Genomic DNA, 23,245 nt, shown 5'->3' with positions numbered 1-23,245 from the left:
ACGCGTCAACGCGGGTGCCTGTGGATAACCCCGACTTTGGCGCCGCGGGAGTTGAACCCGTCACACTTCAGCGCGGGTGCCTGTGGATAACTCCCGCCGCGGGCGGGCCGGGAAGACCCATTCGGCGAGCAGCCAGGACACGACGATGGAGCCGATGACCCACCACCAGTTGTAGAGCTGGTGGTTGCCGTCGCTGGAAAACGACACAGCCACGAAGACGGAGGCGCCGGTGGCGAGCTTGATCACCCACATCGGCGGCCGCGCCACGCCCACCAGCGAGATGACGGAGGCGTAGTACCACGGCAGCGTCACGGAATTGAGGATGAAGGCGACTTGGTAGGCGCCGGCGGTGCCCAGGATGGCATCGCGAATGTTGCGGCGGGACAGCCACCACACGAGGACGAGGCCGAGCAGCATGAGGACCATCGACAGCGTACGCATGATGCTCAGCACGCTGTTGTAGGAGATGTCCGGGTTGAAGATCTGCACCAGCGGGGCGATGACGTCGGTGACCAGCGTCGGGCCCGCCAGCGGGTTGATGACCTTGGCGTTTCCGGTAATCTCCGACAGCCAGCCCCACGAGGAACCAGAGGCCCAGGTAATGACGGCCACGACGGCGACGGTCTCGACGACCATCACGGCGCCGGCCGCGACGAAGACACCGAAGCGCTTGGCCAGACTGGAGGACTCGCGCGGGGCGAAGTGGTGGACCATGATCCAGACGACGAAGGGCATCGCGATGAACGCGGTCGCCTTCAGAGCCACGGCGGCGGCGATAAGGGCCAGCCCGGCCAGGAATTTGCGGCGCAGGGCCGGCAGCAGGCCCACGGAGACCAGGCCGACCATGACGGATTCGTTGTGCATGCCGGCGACGAGGTGGAGCAGCATGACGGGGTTGGCCACGCCGAGCCAGAGCGCCATCGTGGGCGAGCCGCCGAGCTCGCGCGCGATCCGCGGGACCGACCAGGCAATCGCGGCGAAGCCCGCCAGCGAGATGAGCTTGTAGACGAAGATGCCCACGGCGACGTTGTCGCCGACCAGGGAAGTCACCCCGTCGCCAATCCACAGGTGCAGCGGGCCGTACGGGGTGGTGGTGTTGCGCCAGTCCTGGGAGACCTCGAGCAGGAAGGGGCCGGGGTTGACCACCGGGCCTTCGGAATAGGGATCGAAGCCGTCGCGGACCATGGCGCCTTGCATGAGGTAGGAATAGACGTCGCGCGAGGCCAGCGGCGCGGCGACGATCAGCGGCACGATCCACCAGGTCAGCGTCCGGCGTACGGTGCCCAGCGCCCCCTTGCGGGCGGGCGCTACGGTTTCGCGGCCGAGGAGAATCCACGCGCCGACGAGGCAGAAGATGCCGATCCAGAACACCGCCATGCCGAGGTTTCGGCCGTGGCCGTAGGCGAGGAAGCTCAGGTTGAGCGCCTCCAGCAGCCCGCCGCGGTTGCGGGTGGCGCCGCCGGAAAAGGACGCGAGGGCGAGCAGGATGGTCCCGGCGAGCCCGAGGCTCAGCGGTCGGGGTAGGCGGATAGTCAGTGGGGTCGTGGCCATGGCGGGGCGCTACTTCTGCCGGGCGGTGGCGCGGATGGCCAGGTCGTGCAGGGCGGAGGTGACCTTCTCGTCCACGCCGGCGGCGTGCAGGTGCCCCAGGCCGGATTCGGTCAGGGCGTCGATGCGCTCTTCGATGGCCTCGACCGCGCCGGAGTCCTGGATGATCTGCGACATCGTCGCGATATCGGCGGGGTCTTCGGTGGTGCCGACTAGGCGGCGCAGAGTGGCGGCCGCGGCGGGATCGGCCTGATCGGCGCGCTCTAGGGCCGTGGCCAGCAGGACGGTGCGCTTGCCCTCGCGTAGGTCGTCGCCGGCCGGCTTGCCGGTGACTGAAGGGTCGCCGAAAACGCCCAGCTGGTCGTCGCGCAGCTGGAATGCGATGCCGATGTCGCGGCCGTAACCGCGGAAGGCATCGATAAGCGTGGGCGAAGCGCCGGCAATGGCAGCGCCCAGGTGGAGGGGACGCTCGATGGTGTAGGCGGCGGTCTTGTAGCGGTTGACGGCATCGGCGAGTTCGACCGACTCGGAACCGGTGGCCTCCAGGGTGATGTCGAGCAGCTGGCCGCCGATGACCTCAGTGCGCATGGCGCGCCACGGCTCGCGGGTACGGGCCAGGGCGACGGCGCTTAAGCCGGAGTCCTGCAGCATGTCCTCGGCCCAGGCCAGGGCCATGTCGCCGACGAGGATGGCGACGGACTCGCCGAAGAAGCCGGCATCGCCGTGCCACTGCGCTTGGCGATGCCGCCCCGCCACCGCGCGGTGCACCGTCGGCTTGCCGCGACGGGTGCTGGAGGCGTCGATGATGTCATCGTGGATGAGCGCGCAGGCCTGGATGAACTCCAGGGAAGAGGCGGCGCGGAGGACGGCCTGCGGATCCTCGTCGCCGTCCAGCCCGCCGGCGCCGATGAAACCGGCCCAGGCGTAGAGCGGGCGGATGCGCTTGCCGCCGCCAAGGACGAAATCCTCGAGGTAGGCGATGGAGCGGGTCACCGGCTCGCCGATGGAGCTGACTGCCGGCCGGCGCTCGGCCAAGAATTCCGCGAGGGCAGCGCGGGCGGCGTCGGGGATCTGTTCTATCTGGGGAATATTGTCTGCGGTCACGCCTAGGTATCTTACCGGTCCCGGGTGCTGGTCCCGGGTTGCGCAACCGCCGGCAGCGGTAGTGGGGCGTAGAGGAGCGCAAACGGCCGGGAGTCGCCGGGGTAGCGGTGATGGCGCAACGCGTCCCGAAAGCCCAGCGACCGGTAGAGGCCGAAGGCGGAATTTCCCTCCTGGGGCACCTCCGGCGTCGATAGCGCGACGTAGTCGGCGGGCACGTTCCAGAGCAGTTCCGTAATCAGCCGGCGCCCGATGCCGTGGTTTTGCATGCCGGGGCGCACGTGCACCTCGGCCAGCTCGAAATAGCTGCGCAGGAGCGCCCACTGCTGCTCGGTAGGCCCGCCCTTTTCGTAGAAACCGCGGCGCAGCTGCCGGTCCCACCAGGTATCCGGCGAGCCGAGGAAGCCGTAGGCCAGGCCGACGATGCCGCTGTCGGCAGTTGCTATCACCGCGCTGAAGCCCGGGTGGGAAATCTCCCGGCGCCAGGCCTGGGTGCGGCTTACGCGTAGGGAGTCGTTGTAGTCCATCGCCTCGATATAGATCTCGACGAGTTGGGGCGCGAGGAGGGAGAACTCTTGCGGGCTAAGGCGACGGATGGCGATGTTCACGAATCTATCGAAACATGTTTGGCCCCGCGGCGGGTCAATTAGCCTAATTAAAGGTGTTCGAGATAGTTGACGAGTGTTCGAAAAGAAGGTTTCAGTGCTGGCTAGGGGATTGCGTTAATCGAACAAACGATCTATTTTTAAATGTGTAAGTCGGAGGCGTTCCTAGAGTAAAAGACAACAACAACGACAGGGCTCCCGTAAGCGGCGGCTGCGGAGGGAAGGTGAACGGAAATGGCACACGTAATCTCGGCAACTACACAGGCAACTAAGCGCACGTCGCGCGCCAGCGGCGTGGCGAAGCAGCGGCATTTCCTGCGCCAAGCGCGGATGCTGATCGAGCAGGCGCGGGAATACGCGGCCGGCGGGCGCCTCGAGGAAGCCCTCGAGGTCGCTTACCAGGCGGGGCTGCGCACGGCCGGCGCGCGGATTGCGGTCTCAGTGGTGGCGCGCCGTAAGCGCAAGCCGTCGAGCGCCTGGGAGCAGCTGGCGCTCGTGAGTGCAGAAGGTAAGGAGTGGGCGCAAGAGTTTGGCCGGTATTCGAAGCTGCGCTCTCGGGTTTCCCTGGGACTGGAGGACACGGTGGACGCGGAGACCGTGTTCGAGCTGATGGGGTTGGCCGCGCGCTTCATGGCGGCCACCCACGCGGCTGCGGTGGAATCCGATTTCGCCGCCTAGGGCTACCCCTTAGGGGCTCTAGGGGCTTAAGTTGGGGGTTGTCTTTACGTTAGAATGGGGGAGGAATTGAGCCGGCGGGAACTAATTGTTTGGCGCTCGCGTTGAACACAGTGAAAGGCCGTCGTGAAGGGCCGTTTAAGGCAGCGGTCCCTGAGGTTTATTGGAGGTACATTGTCTCTTTCGGAGCAGGAACAGCGCGCGCTACGGGAACTCGAGCAGCAGCTGTTGGCTGAGGACCCCAAATTTGGTGCCTCTGTAGCCCAGGCCTCGGCCGGTTCCCCGAGCGGGGCCGTGACCCTGCGCGGCGTGGCGCTCGTGGTCGTCGGGCTGGTGATGCTGGTGGGTGGCGTGGCCCTGGCGCAGAACAGCCTGTGGTTCGTGATCCTGTCGATCCTGGGCTTCCTCGTCATGTTTGGCGCGGGCATCTGGATGCTCCGCGGCGGCGGGTCCACCGGCTCGAACTCGGGCAAGAAGAAGTCGGGTTCTGGCCGGGGCGGCGCGGGGGCGTCGCGGTCCGGCGGTAGCTCGATGGGCAACAAGCTGGAAGAAAACTTCCGCCGCCGCTTCGAGGGTAACTAAAGGCAACTAAAGAACTGGTCGAAGCGGCCTAGCTTTCCGGCCCCTGGGAGAAATCCCGGGGGCTTTTTCTATGCCTCCACACAATTCCCCACTTTCCCCCACGTTTGTCCCCACGGCGCCCGGCGAGGGGAGGGGAGCGTGGCGGTGGTTCGGCGGGCGGGGTCGAAGGCGGGGCATTGGGCCAGCTAGCGGACCCCAACGTGGAGCCACGTTTCTAGTGGTGCTAAAGAACCCTGTGCTAAAAGAGGTACTCAAGTGGCATTTGAAGCCCTAAAAAACGCCGCGGCTGGGGATTTCTCCCCACTATTTTTATGCCCGTTGACCTGCACGAATGTTGCTAGTGGGCGATGGGTGGGGCGCGGTGGGTGTTGAAAGTGGGGGAAAGTGGGGTAAAGTGGGGTGCAGCGGTGGAGAAGTGGAACTTTGAGACCGTGGAGAAATGTCGGAGTTATCGAGCCAAGGAAGGTGGACGCCGGGATGTTTCTCGGAACCTACACTCCGAAGCTTGATGACAAAGGACGCCTAACGCTTCCGGCTAAGTTTCGGGATGAGCTAGCTGGCGGACTGATGGTGACCAAGGGACAGGACCACTCACTAGCGGTTTACCCACGCGAGGAGTTTGCGGAACGAGCTCGAAAAGCAGCGGCCGTGTCCCGGACGAACCCAACCGCCCGCGCGTTCATTCGTAACTTGGCAGCGAGCGCCGATGAGCAACGCCCGGATGGGCATGGCCGTATTACGTTGTCCGCTGGACACCGCGAATACGCCAACCTTTCCAAAGAGTGCGTGGTTGTCGGGTCGGTGGATTTTCTCGAGATTTGGGACGCAGCCGCTTGGGCTGAGTACCAAGAGCAAACTGAAGACGCCTACTCGGCGGCGGACGCGGACGATGTCCTGTCCGGCCTGCTGTAGAAGGCAGTTCACAACTCAACAGAGTGCGTGTACGGACTCTGTCCGAAGTGGAGTAGCTGGTGTACTTCCCCGACATCAGAACCCATTTCGGGCAGGGCCCTATACGCACTTAATTTTTCCCGACAACCACCTCGGCCAACTCCAAGCAACTTCGTTTACGGAAAGGGGGCACCATGGGCTCGACTGAACAGAACAATCACGGCCACGTGCCCGTGATGCGTGAACGCATGGCTGAGCTTTTGGCGCCTGCCGTGGAAAAAGCCGAAGCGGAGGCCCCGGCCGGGGCCGTCCTGGTGGACGGCACGCTGGGGGCGGGCGGCCACACGGAATACTTCCTGGAGACTTTCCCGGAGGTGTCGGTAATCGGCGTGGACCGGGATGGGGCATCGTTGGCTGCGGCCCGCGAGCGCCTGGCCCGGTTCGGCGACCGTTTCGTGGGCGTGCAGGCGCGCTTCGACGAGGTCGGCAGCGAGATCGCCCGACCGTCCGCCGAGCACGCGGTTTTGGACAAGGCGCGGGAGGGCGGCATCGCGGGCGCGTTGTTCGACCTGGGGGTTTCTTCCATGCAGCTGGACCAGGCCGAGCGCGGCTTCGCCTACAGCCAGAACGCGCCGCTGGATATGCGGATGGATCCTAGCCAGGGGATAACCGCCGCGGACGTGCTCAATACCTACGACCACGGCAACCTGGCGCGCATCCTCAAGACCTACGGTGACGAGCGCTTCGCCGGCAAGATTGCCAGCGCCGTCGTGCGCGAGCGGGAGAAAGAACCCTTCCGTGACTCGGCACGGCTCGTCGACCTGCTCTACGCCACCATCCCGGCGGCGACTCGGCGCACGGGCGGCCACCCGGCCAAGCGCACCTTCCAGGCACTGCGCGTGGAGGTCAACCGGGAGCTGGAGGCCATCGAGCAGGTCCTGCCGGTCATCACCGCGGCGCTGCGGGTCGGCGGCCGCGCGGTCTTTATGAGCTACCAGTCCCTGGAGGACCGCCTGGTCAAGCAGTACTTCAAGGAGCAGTCGACGTCGTCGACCCCGGAGGGGCTGCCGATGGACCTGCCGGGGACCGAACCGGACTACCGGGTGATCACCCGCGGGGCAGAGAAGGCCTCGCAGGCAGAGATCGCGGAGAACCCGCGGGCCGCCTCGGTGCGGGTGCGGGCGCTGGAGCGAATAGCCGGCACCCCGCAGCTGCTTTCCCTGGGAGGCACACCATGACCCAGACCACGCGACGCACCACCCGCCCATACTCGACGAAGGGACACCGCTCCATGGGAGCTAGCCGAGATTTCACCACCGGAGAAGACACCGGAGCGGCCACCGCGCTGCTCGAGCGGGATAACCGCCGCGGCACCCAGCGCACCGCCCGCACCCGCACCCCGGAACGCCGGGAGGTGCGCCCGCGGCGCAGCACCCACGGCACCACCAGCCCGCACGGGCCGCGCTACCAGCGCTTAGGCTCGCAGCAGGTGGTCTCCCAGCGCGGCCGCCGCCTGACGCCCATCAAGAAGAACTCGCTGTTCGCCCGCCTGTCGGCGGTGGCCATCGTGCTGCTCATCGGCGGGGTGTGCCTGGCGATGTGGCTGTCCGGCCTGTCGACCTCCCAGACCTTCAAGATCCAGCAGCTCTCCGCGCAGGAATCGCAGCTGAGCAACCAGATTGAGACGCTGAACCGCGACCTGGAAAACGTCCGCTCCACCGCGGACGTGGCCCGCCGTGCCGCGGACGCGAACATGGGCGTGCCCACCAACCCGGGCGTCGTCGAGGTCGCCGAGGACGGCAAGGTGGAAGAAAAGCGCGCGGCGACGGATGAGCAGGAAGCCATCATTGACGTCAACGGCACGGCAATCCGCCCGGGCCGCGCCTCCAGCAACCCGGACGACACGGAAGGCATGTCCGATAGTCTCAACGCGACGCCGGACGGGCATCGTTCGCCGCAGGCTGATTCCCAGCGCCAGGGCGAGGACCGCCAGCAGAACGCGGAATCGAATGCACCACGCGCGGACGAGTTACCGGATCTGCCGGTCCGCGCCCCGTATTCTGGAGCCGGGAATTAGCAGTTGCTTTGGGCAGCCGGGTGGTTGCCCCAAAGGAAATGAATAAGGCAGGTGACTTACCACCGTGACGTCACGGAATCCGGGATCGCGCCCGCACCGGCGGTATCGCGATACCGGCGCGCGGGTGGGGCAATCGGGCCGTCAGCCGCGCGCTGGCGGTCGCAGCTACGCTACCGCCGCGGAGAACACGCGGCCGGCTAGCACCCAACCGCAGGTAAAGAAGCTCTACAAGAATTCGCACATGATGTCCAAGCGCCTGCGGCTCATCATGGCTTTCCTGTTGGTAGGCATGCTGTTGCTGGTGGGGCGCCTGGCATGGGTGCAGGTGGTCTGGGGGCCGGATCTGTCGGCCAAGGCCATGGAGCAGCGCTCCCGCGTCTACGTGGAGCCGGCCCGCCGCGGCGAGATCACCGATAGCGACGGGCAGCGCCTGGCCTATACCATGCAGGCCCGCTCCCTGACGGTCTCGCCGACGCGCCTGCGCAAGGAGCTGGAAGAGCAGTTCACCAACGAGCTGAGCGCCGAAGGCGCCAGCGGCGAGGACCTGGAGAAGAAGGCCGGCGAGGCCGTCGATAACCGGCTGAAGGAGATGTCCAAGGGCATCCCGAAGATGATCAAGGACGCCGGCGCGGAGGTCGGCAGCGTCGACGACAAGGAGATCCTCGACAAACTGAAGGCGGACACCCAGTACGAGGTGCTGGTGCGCAACGTCGATCCGGACGTGGCCGTCGAAATCGCCGAGGAATACCACGGCGTGGCCGCCGACCACCAGGACATCCGCCAGTACCCGAACGGGGCCATCGCCGAGAACGTGATCGGCAAGGTTTCCATGGACGGCCAGGGCCAGTTCGGCCTGGAGGCGTCCGGGGACTCGACGCTGACGGGCATCGACGGGCGCAAGACCGAGGACGTGTCCACCGACGGCCAGCCCATCCCGGGCACCCTGCGCGACGAGGTCAACGCCGTCGACGGCGCCAACGTCCACCTGACGCTGGATCTGGACTTGCAGACCTTCGTGCAGCAGAAGCTGGAGAAGGCCAAGGCCAATTCGCAGGCCAAGTCCGCCGAGGCCGTGGTGCTGGATTCGGCCACCGGTGAGGTGCTCGCCATGGCGAACACGGACACCATCGACCCGAACGAGGACATCGAAAAGCAGGTCAAGGCCGGCAAGGGCTTCGAAAACCCGTCGATCTCGCACCCCTACGAGCCGGGCTCGGTGGCCAAGATTGTCACCGCCGCCGCGGCGATCGAGGAGGGCGTAACCACCCCGGAGGAAGTCCACCAGGTCCCCGGCTCCATCGACATGGCCGGCGTGACGGTCAACGACGCCTGGCAGCACGGCGTCGAGCCGTACACCACGGCCGGCATCTTCGGTAAGTCCTCGAACGTCGGCACGCTGATGCTCGCGGAGAAGCTGGGGGACAAGACCTTCTCGAAGTACCTCGAGGCCTTCGGGCTGGGCAACACCAGCGGCATCGAGCTGCCGAACGAGTCCGGCGGCCTGGTACCGGCCTTCGAGCAGTGGTCCGGCGGTACCTTCGCCAACCTGCCGATCGGCCAGGGCATGTCCTGGACGACGCTGCAGATGGCCAGCGTCTACCAGACCATCGCCAACGAGGGCGAGCGCATTACCCCGCGCATTATCCAGGACATCGAGGGCGAAGCCGGCGAGGACCGCATCCACTCCGAGCCGGAGAAGACCCAGGTCATCAGCCCGGCCGCGGCGAAGACCACCCTGGACATGTTCCGGGCGGTCTTCCAGGAGGACCCGGCGGGCGTGCAGTCCGGCACGGCGCAGGGCGCGGGCATCGACGGCTACCAGCTGTCGGGCAAGACCGGCACGGCTCAGAAGGTCGACCCTAATACGGGGGCGTATTCTAATTCCGCCTACTGGATTACCTTCGCGGGCGTGGCCCCGGCGGACGATCCGCGCTTCGTGGTCGCCATCATGCTGGACGAGCCGAAATCCGGCGTCAACGACGACGGCTCCGGCGGGCAGTCTGCCGCGCCGGTGTTTAGCGACATCGCCAGCTGGCTGCTGAACCGAGACAACATACCCACCTCTCCGGAGGGCAAGAACCTTAAACTGCGGGCGGAATAGGAGAACAACACCATGGCACGTACGCTAGCGCGACTGGCGCAGTTGGCCGGCGGGAACCTGAGCGGCTCGCCGGAGACGGAAGTTAGCAGCATCGGACTGGACTCGCGCTCCATCGCCCCGGGCGGGATGTTCGCGGCCCTGCCCGGCCTGCACGCCCACGGCGCCCGTTTCGCCGCCGACACCCCAGCCGCGGCCGTGCTTACCGATGCCGCCGGCGCGGAGATCCTCGACGCGGCCGGCGACACGCGCCCCCGCCTGGTGGTCGAGGACATCCGCGCGGTGCTGGGAACTATCTCCGCCGAGATCTACGACCACCCCTCGGCCGACCTGACCATCCTGGGAGTTACCGGCACCTCCGGCAAGACCACCACCAGCTACCTGCTGGAGGCCGGGCTGCTGGCGGCCGGCTACCAGGTAGGCCTTATCGGAACGACCGGCACGCGCATCAACCGCACCCCGGTGCCGACGTCCCTGACCACCCCGGAGGCTCCTAAGCTTCAAGAACTTTTCGCGCAGATGCGCGACCAGGGTGTTACCCACGTCGTCATGGAGGTCTCCTCCCACGCCCTGGCCTTGGGCCGCGTCCAAGGCACCCAGTTCGCAGTCGGCGGGTTCACCAACCTGTCGCAGGACCACCTGGACTTCCACCCGACGATGGAAGACTATTTCCTGACCAAGGCGCGCCTGTTTAACGGGCCCGAGGCCGCCGCGTCCGCCGTCATCTGCGTCGACGACTCCTGGGGCCAGCGCCTGGTGGAACTGTCGCGGGCGGCGGGCACGCCCACCGCGGAGGTCGCGACGGCCGAGTCGGCCGTAACGACCAACGCCGGGAAAATCGTCACCGCCCACCACACCGCGGTCGAGCCGACGGGCGAGCAGCACGGCGTGCTGAGCCTGGAGGGCAAGGACTACGAATTCACGGTCCCGCTGCCCGGCAAGTTCAACGTGGCCAACGCCGCGCTGGCGGCCGGGATGGCCGCCGCGGCCGGGGTGGACGTGGAAACCTTCCTGGAAGGCGTGGCCGGCGTCGCGGTACCCGGCCGCATGCAGCGCGTGGACTGCGGGCAGGATTTCGTCGCCGTGGTCGACTACGCCCACAAGCCGGCGGCCGTGGCCGCGGTCTTGGACACCCTGCGTGAGCAGATCCGGACCTCCGAGCGCCCGGAGGGGCGCATCGGCATCGTCATCGGCGCCGGTGGCGACCGCGACTCCTCGAAGCGCCCGCTGATGGGGCAGGCGGCGGCCAGCCGCGCCGACTACGTGGCGGTCACCGACGACAACCCCCGCACCGAGGACCCGGCCCCCATCCGCGCGGCCGTGCTGGCTGGCGCCCGGGAGGCCGCCGCCGAGCGCGACGACGAAGTCACCCTGGCCGAATACCCCTCCCGCGCCGCGGCCATCGACGCGGCCATCCAGTGGGCACAGCCGGGCGATGCGATTATCGTGGTAGGCAAAGGCCACGAAGTCGGCCAGATCGTGGGGGACACGGTCCACCACTTTGACGACCGGGAAGAGGTACAGCGCGCACTGGAAACTAAGACCTCCGGCAGCAGGCCGGCGGGGAAGGAAGAAGCATGATTGAGCTAACGCTAAAAGAGATAGCCGAGATAACCGGCGGCTACCTGGACGAGGTCGATGACCCGCAGGCTCAGGTCACCAGCTTCGTCGAATTCGATTCGCGCAAGATCACCCCGGGCGGGCTGTTTTTGGCCCTGCCCGGCGCCCGCGTCGATGGGCACGATTACGCCCGCGCGGCCGTCGACCAGGGCGCGGTGGCCGTGCTGGCCGCCCGCCCGGTGGGCGTTCCGGCGATCGTCGTCGAACCCACCGACCGCGTCGAGGGCGACGGCGCCAACGCCGATATCTACGCCCACGACTCCGACGGTTCCGCCGCCGCCGTCGTCCGCGCCCTCTCGGCGCTGGCGCAGGCGGTCACTCGCCGGCTGGCCGACAACGGCAACCTGACCATCGTCGGGGTCACCGGTTCCGCCGGCAAGACCTCGACCAAGGACCTGATGGCGGCCATCTTCCACTGCGCGGGCGAGACCGTCGCCCCGCCCGGCTCCTTCAACAACGAGGTCGGCCACCCCTACACCGCGCTGCGGTGCGACTGGCAGACCAAGTACCTGGTCGCGGAGATGTCGGCGCGCGGCATCGGCCACATCCGCCACCTGGCCGACATCGCCCGGCCGACCATCGGCGCGGTGCTTAACGTCGGCTCGGCCCACCTGGGAGAATTCGGCTCCCGGGAGAACATCGCGCAGGCCAAGGGCGAGCTGGTCGAGGCCCTGCCGGCCGCCGCCGAGGGCGGGGTAGCGGTGCTCAACGCCGACGACTCCTTCGTCGCCGCGATGGCTTCGCGCACCGAGGCCAAGGTCGTCTACTACTCCGCGGCCAACCCGCCGGCGCCGGAGGCGGACTACACCGCCACCGACGTAGAGCTGGACGATGTCGCGCGCGCCGCTTTTACCCTCCACTCGCCGAACGCCGCCCCGCAGCGAATCAAGCTGCAGGTCTTCGGCGTCCACCAGGTCTCCAACGCTCTGGCGGCCGCCGCCTCGGCCATCGAGTCGGGGATCCCGGCAGAAAAGGTAGCCGCGGCCCTGAGTGGGCACCGGAATGCCTCGGCGAACCGGATGGACGTCTATAGCCGCCCGGACGGGGTCACCATCATCAACGACTCCTACAACGCCAACCCGGACTCCATGCGCGCGGCCATCGCGGCGCTGGGCTACACCACGGCCGCCCGGCCGGACGCGCGGGCCATCGCGGTGCTCGGCGAGATGGGCGAGCTCGGCGCGGAAGCCGAGCAGGCCCACCAGCAGTTGGGCGCGGAGCTGGCGAAGTACAACGTCGACCGGCTCATCGTCGTCGGCGACACCCCGGCCTGCCGGGCCCTGGCCGCCGCGGCTGCCGACCGCGGGATCACCACGACCGTCGGGGCGGACCACGCGCAGGCCGCCCAGCTGGTCGAGGAAACCCTGCGGACCCCGCCCGCCGGGGTGGAGCAGTGGTCGCAGCGCGCGGCGAAGGACGTGGTGCTCATCAAGGCCTCGAACGCCCAGCAGCTGTGGCGGGTAGCCGCAACCTTAAAGGGCGAGGGCTAGAACCGCCTCGCTAAAATAAGCTCGCGCAGAATTTCTTCAGACTGCTCTTTGTTGTATTAGAAGGACCACGTTCACAGTGACCCAGATTATTGTCTCCGGCGTAATTAGCTTTATCGTCGCGATTTTCTTCACCCCCTGGCTGATTCGGTATTTCTCCCACGCCGGCAAGGGGCAGGAGATCCGCGAAGACGGCCCCAAGTCGCACCTGCGCAAACGCGGGACCCCGACCATGGGCGGGCTGGCGATCCTGGCCGGCATCGTCGTGGCCTACCTGACCACGGGCCTCTACGGGCTCATCTCCGGCAAGGGCGGGTTCACTGTCTCCGGAGTCTTGGTCCTGGGCTTGACCCTGGGGCTGGGCGGCCTGGGCTTCGCGGATGACTTCATCAAACTGTTCAAGGCCCGCAACCTGGGCCTGAACAAGAAGGCCAAGCTCATCGGGCAGCTCGCACTGGCCCTGGCCTTCGGCTTCCTGGCGCTGCAGTTCCCGAACGAGAACGGGCTGACCCCGGCGTCGACGAAGCTGTCGATGTTCCGCGAGATCGACACCTTCGATATCGCCGTCGGCGGCGCCGTCATCGGCACCATCGTCTTCCTGGTCTTCATGTATATCCTCATCGCGGCCTGGTCGAACGCGGTCAACCTGACCGACGGTCTGGACGGGCTCGCGGCCGGCACGACCGCCTTCGTGATGGGCGCCTACAGCCTGATCACCTTCTGGCAGTTCCGCAACGCCTGCGGTGCCGAACACGCCGCCGGCTGCTACGAGGTCCGCGACCCGCTGGACCTGGCCATCTTGGCCGCGGCCGGGCTGGGCGGCTGCCTGGGTTTCCTGTGGTGGAACGCGGCGCCGGCCAAGATCTTCATGGGTGACACCGGCTCCCTGGCGCTCGGCGGCCTGGTCGCGGGTATTTCCGTAACCACCCACACCGAGCTGCTGATGATCATCATCGGCTCCCTGTTCGTCGTGGAGGCGGCCTCCGTGGTCATCCAGGTCGCCGTCTTCAAGACCACCGGCAAGCGCTTTTTCCGCATGGCGCCCATCCACCACCACTTCGAAAACGGCGGCTGGCCGGAGACCTCCGTGGTCATCCGCTTCTGGCTGCTGGCCGGCATGGCCGCCATGCTCGGCGTGGCCCTGTTCTACGCGGACTGGCTGACCGCCGCGGGCATCGGAATCTAGCGACTAAGACAGCAAAGAGTAGGAGTCTTCGACAACACCATGACTGAGCACACGGCGCGTAGTCTGCCCGCGGACCTGGCCCAGGCCCGCCGGGTGCTGGTAGCGGGCGCGGGCGTATCCGGGCGCGGGTGCGCCCGAGTCCTGGACCGCCTGAACTTCGCGGTCACAATCGCCGACGACAATCCGCAGGCGCGACAGACCGCGCTGGACGATTGCGGGGCGAGGGCGGCCGGGCTCAGCACCGAGCAGGCCATGGCCGTCGCCGGCGACGGCCAGATCGACCTGGTGGTAACCTCCCCGGGCTGGCGACCGGACTCACCGCTGCTGGAGGCCTACCGGGCCGCCGGCGTCGAGGTCATCGGGGACGTCGAGCTGGCCTACCGCCTGGACGCGGCCGGCACCTTCGGGCCGGCCCGCCAGTGGCTGGTCATCACCGGCACTAACGGCAAGACCACGACCACCGGCATGCTGGCGGCCATCATGCAGGCAGATACTAACCGCACCGGGCGCCGCGCGGTGCCGGTGGGCAACATCGGCGTCTCCGTCTTCGACGCCATCCAGGACAACGATCGCGTCGACGTGCTGGTCGCCGAGCTGTCTTCCTTCCAGCTGCACTGGGCCAGCCAGCTGCGCCCGGAGGTGGGCGTTTTGCTCAACCTGGCCGAGGACCACCTCGACTGGCACGGCAGCTTCGACAATTACGCCGCCGATAAGGCCAAGGTCATGCACGGCGGCATCGCCATTGCCGGCACGGACGACGCGCACGTGATGGAACTGGTCTCCCGGGCCCGCCAAGCCGGGGACCTGGCGCCGCAGGTCTATTCCTTTAGCTCCCAGACCCCGCAGGCCGGGCAGGTCGGCGTGGAAGGCGGGCGGATCATTGCCCGCCTGGACGGCGAGGACCTCGACCTGGTCTCGGCCGATGGGGTAGAGCCGGCCGGTCTGGCCGGCGTCCTGGACGCTTGTGCTGCCGCCGCGGCCGGGCTGGCCGCCGGGGCGAGCCGCGAGGCCGTCCAGGCGGGCCTGGCGGCCTACCACGTCGCCGGACACCGCGGCGCGGTCGTCCACCGCCACGGCGGGGTCAGCTTCATCGACAACTCCAAGGCCACCAACCCGCACGCCGCGGACGCCGCCCTGGAAGGCCTCGACCGGGTCATCTGGCTGGCCGGCGGGCAGCTCAAGGGAGCAGATGTCAGCGAGCTGGTTGCCACCCACGCCGACCAGCTCAAGGCCGCGGTCGTGCTGGGCAAGGACCGGGAGCTGGTGGCTCAGGCGCTCCAAGCCCACGCCCCGCAGGTTCCCGTAACCGTCCTAGACGAGCAGGATCCGCAGGCGGCCATGGAGACCGCGGTGGCCGCGGCCTGGCAACACGCCGAAGCGGGGGATACCGTACTTTTGGCCCCGGCTGCGGCATCGTTAGACATGTACACCGGGATGGCACAGCGCGGCGATTTCTTCGCCGCGGCGGCGCGTGCGGTCACGGAAAAATCGGATCACCGTCCCGCGCCGGATGCCGGAGAAGATAACGAGGAGAAGCCAGCGCAATGACCTCCACAACGCAGAAGTCAGCCAAGCCCGGGCAGCGGGTGGCCAATTTCCTCGAGCGCCGCCACGAGCAGATGAACAAGTGGTCGGGGCTGGACTATCTGATGTTGCGGATCATCATCTTCCTGCTCGTCGGTATCGGCGTGACGATGGTCTTTTCCTCCTCCATGGCCGAGTCCCTTGTGGAATCCGGCCTGGTCTGGGGCCAGGCGCTGCGCCAGTCCGCGATGGTCCTGGTCGGCCTGCTGGCCTTTTGGTTGGCGCTGAAGATCCCGCCGCGCGCCATGCGCTGGGCCATCCCGTGGATCCTCTTGCTGTCCATCGTGCTGCTGATCCTGGTGCTCATCCCGGGGGTTGGTACCGGCCGCGCGGAGGTTGGCTCCCAGTCGTGGATCATCTTGGGCCCGATTTCCCTGCAGCCCTCGGAGCTCGCCCGCGTAGCCATCGGCCTCTTCGGCGCCTCGGCGCTGGCCAATAAGCAGCACCGCCCGAAGGACCTGCTGGATCCGTTCATGGTCTACTCGGCCATCGCGGGCCTGATGTTCCTGCTGATTATCCTGCAGGGCGACCTGGGTATGGCCATGTCGTTTGCCGTGGTCGTCGTGTTTACCCTGTTCTTCGCCGGCGTGGACTGGCGCGTGGTCGCCTCCATTATCGGGCTGGCCGTGGCGGGCGTGATCTTCGTCTTCCTGTCGGGCGGCTTCCGCTCGCACCGTTTCCACACCTACTTCGACGCGTTGGTGGGCAACATCCAGGACACCCAGGGCACCGGCTTCCAGGCCTACCAGGGCTTCCTCTCGCTGGCCGACGGCGGCATCGCCGGCGTGGGCATCGGCCAGTCCCGCGCCAAGTGGTTCTACCTGCCGGAGGCGAAAAACGACTTCATCTTCGCCGTGGTGGGCGAGGAGCTCGGCCTGTGGGGCGGCGCGCTGGTCATCGTGCTCTTCGCCCTGCTCGGGTTCTTCGGCATCCGCACCGCGCTGCGCGCGCAGAACCAGTTCCACGCCCTCATGGCCGCGACCCTGACCACCGGCGTCGTTGCGCAGGCCTACTTCAACATCGGCTACGTCGTCGGCCTCCTGCCGGTGACCGGCATCCAGCTGCCGATGATCTCGGCCGGCGGCACCGCGGCGATTATCACCATTGGCTCCATGGGCCTTCTGTGCAACGTGGCCCGGCACGAGCCGGAGGCGGTCTCGGCGATGCGCAACTACGGGCGTCCCCTCTTCGACCGGCTGTTCTTCATCGCGGAACCGGAGCCGGCCGATGCCGCCCCGCGCGGCGGTCGCCGTCGTGCCGACGGTTCGGGCGCGCCCCGGGACCGCCGGCCCGAGCGCCCGAGCGCTAACCCCCAAAAGCGGGGCAGCGCCCGCCGCCAGGCGCAGCGGGAGGAGCGTTTTGGCTCGCCGGTGACCGGGCGGACCCGCCCGGTGCGCTCCACGCCGCGCGGGCAGGATTCCGCCGGGCGCGGCGGGGACAGGAACCCGCGCCGGCGCTGGTAGCCTGTAGTTCATGAATTCAAAGCCTTTATCCGTCGTCGTCGCTGGTGGCGGCACTGCCGGCCACATCGAGCCGGCGCTGGCTGTGGCCGCTGTCCTGCAGCGTGACTACGGCGCCCGTATTACCGCTCTGGGCACCCAGAAGGGGCTGGAGAGCGACCTTATTCCCGCCCGCGGGGTGGACCTGGAAATGATCACCCCGGTCCCGATCCCGCGCAAGCTCAGCCTGGACCTGCTGAAGCTGCCGTACCGCCTGGTGCGTTCTGTGCTGGAAGCGCGCAAGGTTCTCAAGAAGGTGGACGCGGATGCCGTCTTCGGCACCGGCGGCTACGTCGCCGCGCCGGCCTACCTGGCCGCGGCCAGCCACCACCTGCCCTTCTACGTGCTCGAGACCAACGCGTTGGCGGGCCTGGCCAATAAGCTGGGCGTCAAGCTGGGCGGCATCGGCTTCAACGCCCACCCGAATTCGGGCATGCCGGGCGAGCAGGTCGGCATCCCGGTGCGCCCGGAGCTCGGCCAGGATCCGGAGGCCGCCGCCCGCGGGCGCGAGCTGTGGGGCCTGCGCGAGCGTATTCCCACCATCTTGGTCACCGGCGGCTCCCAGGGCGCGGCCAGCATCAACCGGGCCGTCGCCGAAGCACACCCCGGCTGGGCCGGGGAGTTCCAGGTCCTGCACGCGGTCGGCAAGAAGAACGAGCTGCCGGCTCAGACCGACAACTACGTGCCGGTGCCCTATATCGACGATATGTCCGCGGCCCTGGCCGTGGCGGATCTGGCGGTCTGCCGCTCCGGGGCGATGACGGTCGCGGAGGTTTCCGCCGCCGGCGTGCCGGCCATCTACGTGCCGCTGCCGCACGGCAACGGCGAGCAGGCGCTCAACTCGAAGGACGTGGTGGCCGCCGGCGCGGCCGTCCAGGTCCCCGATGCCGAGCTGGACGGTGCCCGCCTCGACCGCGAGGTCCGCGCCATCCTGGGCGACGAGGATCGCCTAAAGGCCATGCGCGCGGCGGTCGCCGACAGCGCGGCCGGCGGCGCGGCCCAGCGCCTGGCTGACCACATCGCTACCGCTATCCGAGAAGCCAAGGAGGAATCCTAGTGGGCCCCGAATCCACCCCCGACGCAGTTAACCTCGACCGGGTCCACCTCGTGGGCATCGGCGGCGCGGGCATGTCCGGCCTGGCCCGGATCCTCCTGGCCCGTGGCAGCGCCGTGTCCGGCTCGGACCAAAAGGAGTCCACCGCCGTGGAGGTCCTGCGCACCCTCGGCGCGAAAATCTCGGTCGGCCACGCGGCGGAGAACCTGCGGCTTTCCGGCGCCGAGCCGACCGCCGTGGTCACCTCCTTCGCCGCTATCCCGCAGGACAACCCGGAGCTGGTCGCCGCGCGGGAGGCCGGGATCCCGGTCATCCGCCGCTCCGACCTGCTGGGCGAGCTCATGGAGGGCTACACCCAGGTGCTGCTGGCCGGCACCCACGGCAAAACCTCGACGACCTCGATGACGGTCAACGCGCTACAGCAGGCCGGCGAGGACCCGTCCTTTGCCATCGGCGGCCAGCTCAACCGGGCCGGCACCAACGCGCACCACGGCACCGGAATGGCCTTCGTGGCCGAAGCCGACGAGTCGGACGCGTCCCTACTGCGCTACCGCCCGGACGTGGCCGTGGTGACCAACATCGAGCCCGACCACCTGGACTACTTCGGCACCCCGGAGGCCTATTTCCAGGTCTTCGAGGACTTCGCCGATCGGATCACCCCCACCGGCCACCTGGTGGTCTGCTTGGAGGACGAGCACGCCGCCCAGATGGGGCAGCGCGCCGCACAGCGCGGCATCGACGTGCTCGGCTACGGCACCCCCGCCGCCGTGGAGCGCTACCCGGAGATCCCGGCGGGCGCGGTCATCTCCACCGAGGAAGCCACCGCGGAGGGCACCCGCGTGACCGTGCACCTGGACGTTGCGGGGCACTCGGTGGGCCTGGACTACCTGCTGCAGGTCCCCGGGCACCACATGGTGCTCAACTCGGCGGCGGCCCTGGTGGCCGGCACGCTGGCGGGCGCGGACCCGCACAAGCTGGCCGACGGGCTCAGCGACTTCACGGGCGTGCGCCGGCGGTTTGAGTACCGCGGGTCCGTCCCGGCGGGGCTTAAGGGCCAGGAGCCGGTCGAGGTCTTCGACGACTACGCGCACCACCCGACGGAGGTCGCCGCGGTCCTGCGCGCCGCCCGCGAGCGGGTGGAGGCGACCACCCGCTCTGGCCGCGTGGTGGTCTGTTTCCAGCCGCACCTGTACTCGCGCACCATGAAATTCCAGCAGGAATTCGCCGACGCGCTGAGCCTGGCGGACGTGGCGGTGGTGCTGGATATCTACGGCGCCCGCGAGCAACCGGTAGAAGGGATCACCTCCCGGATTATCACCGACAAGATCCCCGCGGGCACCGAGGTCTTCTACGAGCCGGACTTCTCCGCGGCGGCGGCCAGCGTGGTCGCGGCCGTGCAACCGGGCGACCTGGTCCTGACCATGGGCGCTGGCTCGGTCACCCTGGTGGCCGCGGAGATCCTGACTGAGCTGGAGCAGCGTTTCCGATGAGGGGCAAGCTAGTACTTTCGGTGGCAGGCGCCCTGGTGGCGGTGGTGGCCATCGCCGCCGCCGTGGTCTGGTTCTTCCCCGTGTTCAAGGCCCAGGATTTCGAGCTCAACGGCGCCAGCCAGGTCACGGAGGAAGAGGTCCGCGAGGCCTCCGGGATCGCCGAGGGCAGCAACCTGATGCGCCTGGACGCGCATGCGGCCGCCGAGGGCGTGGCCACGCTGCCGTGGGTGAAATCCGCGACGGTGGGCCGCTCCCTGCCCAGCACGGTGCAGGTCGACATCACCGAGCGGGAAGCCGTGGCCTTCCTGCGCGAGGGCGATGGCACCCACCTCATCGACTCGGCGGGCAAGGAGTTCGTCGTCGCCGAGCCGCCGGAAGGCGCCGTGGAGATCGATAGCAACGAGGAGGCCGGCTTGGTCGACGCCGTAGAAATCCTGGCGGCCCTGTCGCAGGATCAGCGCGCGCAGGTCGAAAAGCTCAGCATGGACGAGAAGTACTCGGCGACGTTGCACCTGGCGTCCGGGCGCACGGTAGTCTGGGGCGCGAACGACGACAACGCGGACAAGGCCCGCGCGTTTTCCACCGTGCTGCAGATGGACGGCACCCATTGGAATATCACTAACCCCGAGTTGGTGACCAAGCGCGATTAGCGCCGGAAAAAATTCGCAACATCGCGCCCCTGCCAGATTGCCGTGTGGTGGGGGCGCGAACTGCATAAAAGCCCATGTCAGCAACCCTAAAGTAGAGGTTGAGGGTACCGACACGCGGGCAAATGAACACGTAAATTACACGTGTGTCAGTGAAGATGGAAAGCAACCGCGTCACAGGCGCGCAATTCCTCGTTTATTTACCAACAAATCCCGAAAGGTTTGACCACCTCTCATGAGCACACCGAACAACAATTTGGCGGAAATCAAGGTCGTCGGCGTCGGCGGCGGCGGCGTCAACGCCGTCAACCGCATGATCGAAGAAGGCCTCAAGGGCGTCGAGTTCGTGGCTATCAACACGGACTCCCAGGCGTTGATCTTCTCCGACGCTGACTTCAAGCTCGACATCGGCCGCGAGGCCACCCGCGGCCTGGGCGCCGGCGCCAACCCGGAGGTCGGCCGCACCTCCGCCGAGGACAACAAGTCCGAGATCGAGGACGCCCTCAACGGCGCCGACATGGTCTTCGTCACCGCCGGCGAAGGCGGCGGCACCGGCACCGGCGCCGCCCCGGTCGTGGCCTCCATCGCCAAGAAGCAGGGCGCGCTGACCGTCGGTGTTGTCACCAAGCCCTTCAAGTTCGAGGGCGCCCGCCGTACCCGCCAAGCCCTGGAAGGTATCGAGCAGCTCCGCGAGGTCTGTGACACCCTGATCGTCATCCCGAACGACCGCTTGCTGCAGCTGGGCGACGAGAACCTGTCCATGATGGAAGCCTTCCGCGCCGCCGATGAGGTCCTCCACAACGGTGTCCAGGGCATTTCCAACCTGATCCTGATCCCGGGCATGATCAACGTTGACTTTGCCGACGTTCGCTCCGTGATGGCCGACGCCGGCTCCGCCCTGATGGGCGTGGGCTCCGCCCGCGGCGACAACCGAGTCATGACCGCGGCCGAGCAGGCCATCAACTCCCCGCTGCTGGAGTCCACCATGGAAGGCGCCAAGGGCGTGCTGCTGTCCGTGGCTGGCGGCTCCGATCTGGGCCTGCAGGAGGTCTACGAGGCCTCCTCCATGGTCGAGGAGAAAGCCGACCCGGACGTCAACCTAATTTTCGGCACCATCATCGACGACAACCTGGGCGACGAGGTCCGCGTGACCATCATCGCTACCGGTTTCGACGCCGAGAAGAACGCCACGGATAAGCCGGCTGGCGAGGCCCGCCCGCAGCAGTCCCAGCAGCGTTCCGGTTCGCTGTTCGAAAACCGCGACCGCGCCACCGAGCCGGAGCCGGCCGAGGAGCCGCGCGGCGGCTACGAGCCGCGCCACCAGCTGCGCCACGACGAGCGCGAGGGCTACAGCCCGCGCGAGTCGGAGCCGCAGCGCCGCGCCGGCGATACCCGCGGCGACGGCGGCCTGTTCACCACCCGCGAGCGCTTCGAGCGCGAGGCCCCGCGCGAGGACTACCGCCCGAGCTACCGCGACGAGCGCGACAACCGCGGCGACGACGACTTGGACGTGCCGGACTTCTTGCGCTAATTGATCCATAGCGCGCGCTAGTCTGGAGTGCATGCCAGTAAACGAGGAAGCACGCACCACCCGCCCCGCCCGCCTGAAACGCCCCTTCCGGATGGTCTTTACGGCCCGCTCGGGAGGGGCTTCGGCGTCTCCGTACGAGTCGTTCAACCTGGCCGAGCACGTCGGCGACGACCCGGCGGCGGTAGCGGCAAACCGGCAGCGCCTGCAGGAGCTACTCCGCCTTGATGACATCGTCTGGATGGAGCAGCTCCACACCAACAACGTCACCGTCGTCGACGGCCCGCGTTCTACACCAGTGGAGGCCACCGATGCACTGGTTACGGCCACCGAGGGTCTGGCCCTGGGCGTGCTGGTGGCTGACTGCACCCCGGTGCTGCTAGCCGACCCGGAGGCCCGCGTGGTCGCCGCGGCCCACGCCGGGCGCTTAGGCGCGCGCAACGGGATCGTGCCGGCGACCGTCGAGGCGATGTGCGATCTCGGCGCCCGCCCCGAACGCCTGCAGGTGCTGCTGGGCCCAGCCGCCAGCGGCCGCCACTACGAGGTGCCCGCAGACATGGCCGCCGACGTCGAGGCCCACCTACCCGGATCGCGCACGACCACGGAGAAGGGGACCCCAGGTATCGATGTGCGGGCCGGACTGATCCGGCAGCTGATGAGCTTGGGCGTGACCGCCATCCAGGCGGATCCGCGGTGCACCATCGAAGACAGCACTTTCTTTTCCTACCGCCGGGAGGGCACCACCGGCCGGCAGGCAGGACTCATCTGGTTGGAGGAGGAGACCGACAATGACCGATAAAACCACCCCGCAGGACCCGGCAGCCCAAAGTAGCGACCAGGCCCGGCTAGCCGAACTGGAGCGCGGCCTGGCTAACACCCGCGAGCAGATAGCTGCCTTAGCCGCCGAGGCCGGCCGCCCGGAGCCGCGCCTGCTGCCGGTAACCAAGTTTCACCCGGCCGAGGACATCGCGCTGCTCGGCCAGCTGGGGGTCACCGACGTCGCGGAAAACCGCGAGCAGGAAGCCCGCGCCAAGGCCGAGCAGCTGCCCGAGATGCACTTCCACATGATCGGCCAGATCCAGACCAAGAAGGCCAACCACGTGGCCCGCTGGGCGCACAGCGTCCATTCGCTGGACTCGGAGAAACTCGCCGCCGCTCTCGACCGCGGGGTAGAACTGGCCCGGGAGCGCGGCCAGCGCACCGAGAACCTACCGGTCTACGTGCAACTGTCCTACGACTCGGACCCGTCCCGCGGCGGGGCGGCCTGGGACACGGCCGAAGACCTGCTGCGCTACGTCGAGGAGCTTGCCAACCTGGAGCTGCGCGGCATCATGGTCGTCCCGCCCGTGGAAGCGGACGCGGCCGAGGTCTTTTCCGCCGCGCGCCAGCTGGCCGATGAGCTGGGGGAGAAGCTCGGCCACGCCCTAGAGCTGTCGGCCGGGATGAGCGCGGATCTGCGCGAGGCAGTTTTCGCGGGCACGGATATCGTGCGTGTCGGAACCGGCATCATGGGCACGCGGCCAGTAGGTTAAAAACCAACGCAAAGACGCATATCAGACCGCACTTGTACATT

20 protein-coding genes are annotated in these 23,245 nt (G+C 67.8%); 17 read left to right on the top strand and 3 right to left on the bottom strand.

Features of this window, described 5'->3' with window-relative positions:
- Positions 1 to 60: 60 nt before the first annotated feature.
- From VVS03_RS02215 to VVS03_RS02205, 3 genes are read right to left on the bottom strand one after another with little or no spacing between them, the layout of a single operon-like run.
- Entirely contained in the window at positions 61 to 1,551 is a 1,491-nt protein-coding gene (locus tag VVS03_RS02215) for an alpha-(1->6)-mannopyranosyltransferase A (protein WP_368521468.1), read from the bottom strand.
- A gap of 9 nt (positions 1,552 to 1,560) precedes the next feature.
- On the bottom strand, positions 1,561 to 2,652 hold the full coding sequence (locus VVS03_RS02210; RefSeq protein ID WP_368519021.1) for a polyprenyl synthetase family protein: 1,092 nt from the start codon (positions 2,650 to 2,652) through the stop codon (positions 1,561 to 1,563).
- 11 nt (positions 2,653 to 2,663) lie between these two features.
- A complete protein-coding gene (locus tag VVS03_RS02205) occupies positions 2,664 to 3,257 on the bottom strand; it encodes an N-acetyltransferase family protein (protein ID WP_368519022.1) in 594 nt (197 codons plus the stop codon).
- Between the two features lie 231 nt (positions 3,258 to 3,488).
- Between VVS03_RS02205 and VVS03_RS02200 the strand changes: the two genes are divergently transcribed.
- The 17 genes from VVS03_RS02200 (at position 3,489) to VVS03_RS02120 (ending at position 23,204) form a co-directional block, all read left to right on the top strand.
- Positions 3,489 to 3,932 carry an SAV_6107 family HEPN domain-containing protein gene (locus VVS03_RS02200; RefSeq protein ID WP_368533841.1) on the top strand — a complete coding sequence of 148 codons (444 nt, stop codon included), beginning with the start codon at positions 3,489 to 3,491 and terminating at the stop codon, positions 3,930 to 3,932.
- A gap of 171 nt (positions 3,933 to 4,103) precedes the next feature.
- The gene (locus tag VVS03_RS02195; RefSeq protein WP_368533842.1) at positions 4,104 to 4,511 is read left to right on the top strand and encodes a DUF3040 domain-containing protein; all 408 of its coding nucleotides are present in this window, start codon (positions 4,104 to 4,106) and stop codon (positions 4,509 to 4,511) included.
- Between the two features lie 477 nt (positions 4,512 to 4,988).
- Positions 4,989 to 5,423 (top strand): division/cell wall cluster transcriptional repressor MraZ, encoded by a 435-nt coding sequence (mraZ, locus tag VVS03_RS02190; RefSeq protein WP_296205687.1) that lies wholly within the window; start codon positions 4,989 to 4,991, stop codon positions 5,421 to 5,423.
- Positions 5,424 to 5,596: 173 nt separating this feature from the next.
- Positions 5,597 to 6,640, top strand: a complete 1,044-nt coding sequence (gene rsmH / locus VVS03_RS02185) for a 16S rRNA (cytosine(1402)-N(4))-methyltransferase RsmH (protein WP_368533843.1) — start codon at positions 5,597 to 5,599, stop codon at positions 6,638 to 6,640.
- Positions 6,637 to 7,479, top strand: coding sequence for a hypothetical protein (locus VVS03_RS02180; RefSeq protein ID WP_368519026.1), 843 nt, complete (start codon positions 6,637 to 6,639; stop codon positions 7,477 to 7,479). The genes rsmH and VVS03_RS02180 overlap by 4 nt, the downstream gene beginning before the upstream one ends.
- 244 nt (positions 7,480 to 7,723) lie before the next feature.
- Positions 7,724 to 9,580: a peptidoglycan D,D-transpeptidase FtsI family protein gene (locus VVS03_RS02175; RefSeq protein ID WP_368521476.1), complete on the top strand. Its 1,857-nt coding sequence runs from the start codon at positions 7,724 to 7,726 to the stop codon at positions 9,578 to 9,580.
- Positions 9,581 to 9,592: 12 nt separating this feature from the next.
- Positions 9,593 to 11,158 carry a UDP-N-acetylmuramoyl-L-alanyl-D-glutamate--2,6-diaminopimelate ligase gene (locus VVS03_RS02170; RefSeq protein ID WP_368519027.1) on the top strand — a complete coding sequence of 522 codons (1,566 nt, stop codon included), beginning with the start codon at positions 9,593 to 9,595 and terminating at the stop codon, positions 11,156 to 11,158.
- Positions 11,155 to 12,687, top strand: coding sequence for a UDP-N-acetylmuramoyl-tripeptide--D-alanyl-D-alanine ligase (gene murF / locus VVS03_RS02165; protein WP_368521471.1), 1,533 nt, complete (start codon positions 11,155 to 11,157; stop codon positions 12,685 to 12,687). The genes VVS03_RS02170 and murF overlap by 4 nt, the downstream gene beginning before the upstream one ends.
- A 76-nt stretch (positions 12,688 to 12,763) precedes the next feature.
- Positions 12,764 to 13,870 carry a phospho-N-acetylmuramoyl-pentapeptide-transferase gene (mraY, locus tag VVS03_RS02160; RefSeq protein WP_368519029.1) on the top strand — a complete coding sequence of 369 codons (1,107 nt, stop codon included), beginning with the start codon at positions 12,764 to 12,766 and terminating at the stop codon, positions 13,868 to 13,870.
- 39 nt (positions 13,871 to 13,909) lie between these two features.
- Entirely contained in the window at positions 13,910 to 15,418 is a 1,509-nt protein-coding gene (gene murD, locus VVS03_RS02155; RefSeq protein WP_368519030.1) for a UDP-N-acetylmuramoyl-L-alanine--D-glutamate ligase, read from the top strand.
- Positions 15,415 to 16,917 (top strand): FtsW/RodA/SpoVE family cell cycle protein, encoded by a 1,503-nt coding sequence (locus VVS03_RS02150; RefSeq protein WP_368519031.1) that lies wholly within the window; start codon positions 15,415 to 15,417, stop codon positions 16,915 to 16,917. The genes murD and VVS03_RS02150 overlap by 4 nt, the downstream gene beginning before the upstream one ends.
- Positions 16,918 to 16,927: 10 nt before the next feature.
- On the top strand, positions 16,928 to 18,010 hold the full coding sequence (murG, locus tag VVS03_RS02145) for an undecaprenyldiphospho-muramoylpentapeptide beta-N-acetylglucosaminyltransferase (protein WP_368519032.1): 1,083 nt from the start codon (positions 16,928 to 16,930) through the stop codon (positions 18,008 to 18,010).
- 71 nt (positions 18,011 to 18,081) lie between these two features.
- Positions 18,082 to 19,497 carry a UDP-N-acetylmuramate--L-alanine ligase gene (gene murC, locus VVS03_RS02140; protein ID WP_409338170.1) on the top strand — a complete coding sequence of 472 codons (1,416 nt, stop codon included), beginning with the start codon at positions 18,082 to 18,084 and terminating at the stop codon, positions 19,495 to 19,497.
- Positions 19,494 to 20,147 carry a cell division protein FtsQ/DivIB gene (locus VVS03_RS02135; protein ID WP_368519034.1) on the top strand — a complete coding sequence of 218 codons (654 nt, stop codon included), beginning with the start codon at positions 19,494 to 19,496 and terminating at the stop codon, positions 20,145 to 20,147. Before murC ends, VVS03_RS02135 begins: the two co-directional genes overlap by 4 nt.
- 232 nt (positions 20,148 to 20,379) lie before the next feature.
- Complete coding sequence (gene ftsZ / locus VVS03_RS02130) at positions 20,380 to 21,675, top strand: cell division protein FtsZ (RefSeq protein WP_368519035.1); 1,296 nt, start codon at positions 20,380 to 20,382, stop codon at positions 21,673 to 21,675.
- A gap of 31 nt (positions 21,676 to 21,706) precedes the next feature.
- Entirely contained in the window at positions 21,707 to 22,471 is a 765-nt protein-coding gene (pgeF, locus tag VVS03_RS02125) for a peptidoglycan editing factor PgeF (RefSeq protein ID WP_368519036.1), read from the top strand.
- A complete protein-coding gene (locus VVS03_RS02120; protein WP_368519037.1) occupies positions 22,461 to 23,204 on the top strand; it encodes a YggS family pyridoxal phosphate-dependent enzyme in 744 nt (247 codons plus the stop codon). Before pgeF ends, VVS03_RS02120 begins: the two co-directional genes overlap by 11 nt.
- Positions 23,205 to 23,245: the final 41 nt, after the last annotated feature.

The sequence above is a fragment of the Corynebacterium sp. LK2537 genome (genome assembly GCF_040946485.1).
Taxonomy (GTDB): Bacteria; Actinomycetota; Actinomycetes; order Mycobacteriales; family Mycobacteriaceae; genus Corynebacterium.
Note: the sequence above shows the minus strand (reverse complement) of the source record. Positions and strands in the feature narration are given on the sequence as shown.

Bases quoted from the DNA above. Each gene is read 5' to 3' on its own strand.
- VVS03_RS02215 (WP_368521468.1), bottom strand. From the start codon at position 1,551: ATGGCCACGACCCCACTGACTATCCGCCTACCCCGACCGCTGAGCCTC.
- VVS03_RS02200 (WP_368533841.1), top strand. From the start codon at position 3,489: ATGGCACACGTAATCTCGGCAACTACACAGGCAACTAAGCGCACGTCG.
- mraZ (WP_296205687.1), top strand. From the start codon at position 4,989: ATGTTTCTCGGAACCTACACTCCGAAGCTTGATGACAAAGGACGCCTA.
- rsmH (WP_368533843.1), top strand. From the start codon at position 5,597: ATGGGCTCGACTGAACAGAACAATCACGGCCACGTGCCCGTGATGCGT.
- VVS03_RS02180 (WP_368519026.1), top strand. From the start codon at position 6,637: ATGACCCAGACCACGCGACGCACCACCCGCCCATACTCGACGAAGGGA.
- VVS03_RS02175 (WP_368521476.1), top strand. From the start codon at position 7,724: ATGTCCAAGCGCCTGCGGCTCATCATGGCTTTCCTGTTGGTAGGCATG.
- VVS03_RS02170 (WP_368519027.1), top strand. From the start codon at position 9,593: ATGGCACGTACGCTAGCGCGACTGGCGCAGTTGGCCGGCGGGAACCTG.
- murF (WP_368521471.1), top strand. From the start codon at position 11,155: ATGATTGAGCTAACGCTAAAAGAGATAGCCGAGATAACCGGCGGCTAC.
- murD (WP_368519030.1), top strand. From the start codon at position 13,910: ATGACTGAGCACACGGCGCGTAGTCTGCCCGCGGACCTGGCCCAGGCC.
- VVS03_RS02150 (WP_368519031.1), top strand. From the start codon at position 15,415: ATGACCTCCACAACGCAGAAGTCAGCCAAGCCCGGGCAGCGGGTGGCC.
- murG (WP_368519032.1), top strand. From the start codon at position 16,928: ATGAATTCAAAGCCTTTATCCGTCGTCGTCGCTGGTGGCGGCACTGCC.
- murC (WP_409338170.1), top strand. From the start codon at position 18,082: ATGTCCGGCCTGGCCCGGATCCTCCTGGCCCGTGGCAGCGCCGTGTCC.
- VVS03_RS02135 (WP_368519034.1), top strand. From the start codon at position 19,494: ATGAGGGGCAAGCTAGTACTTTCGGTGGCAGGCGCCCTGGTGGCGGTG.
- ftsZ (WP_368519035.1), top strand. From the start codon at position 20,380: ATGAGCACACCGAACAACAATTTGGCGGAAATCAAGGTCGTCGGCGTC.
- pgeF (WP_368519036.1), top strand. From the start codon at position 21,707: ATGCCAGTAAACGAGGAAGCACGCACCACCCGCCCCGCCCGCCTGAAA.
- VVS03_RS02120 (WP_368519037.1), top strand. From the start codon at position 22,461: ATGACCGATAAAACCACCCCGCAGGACCCGGCAGCCCAAAGTAGCGAC.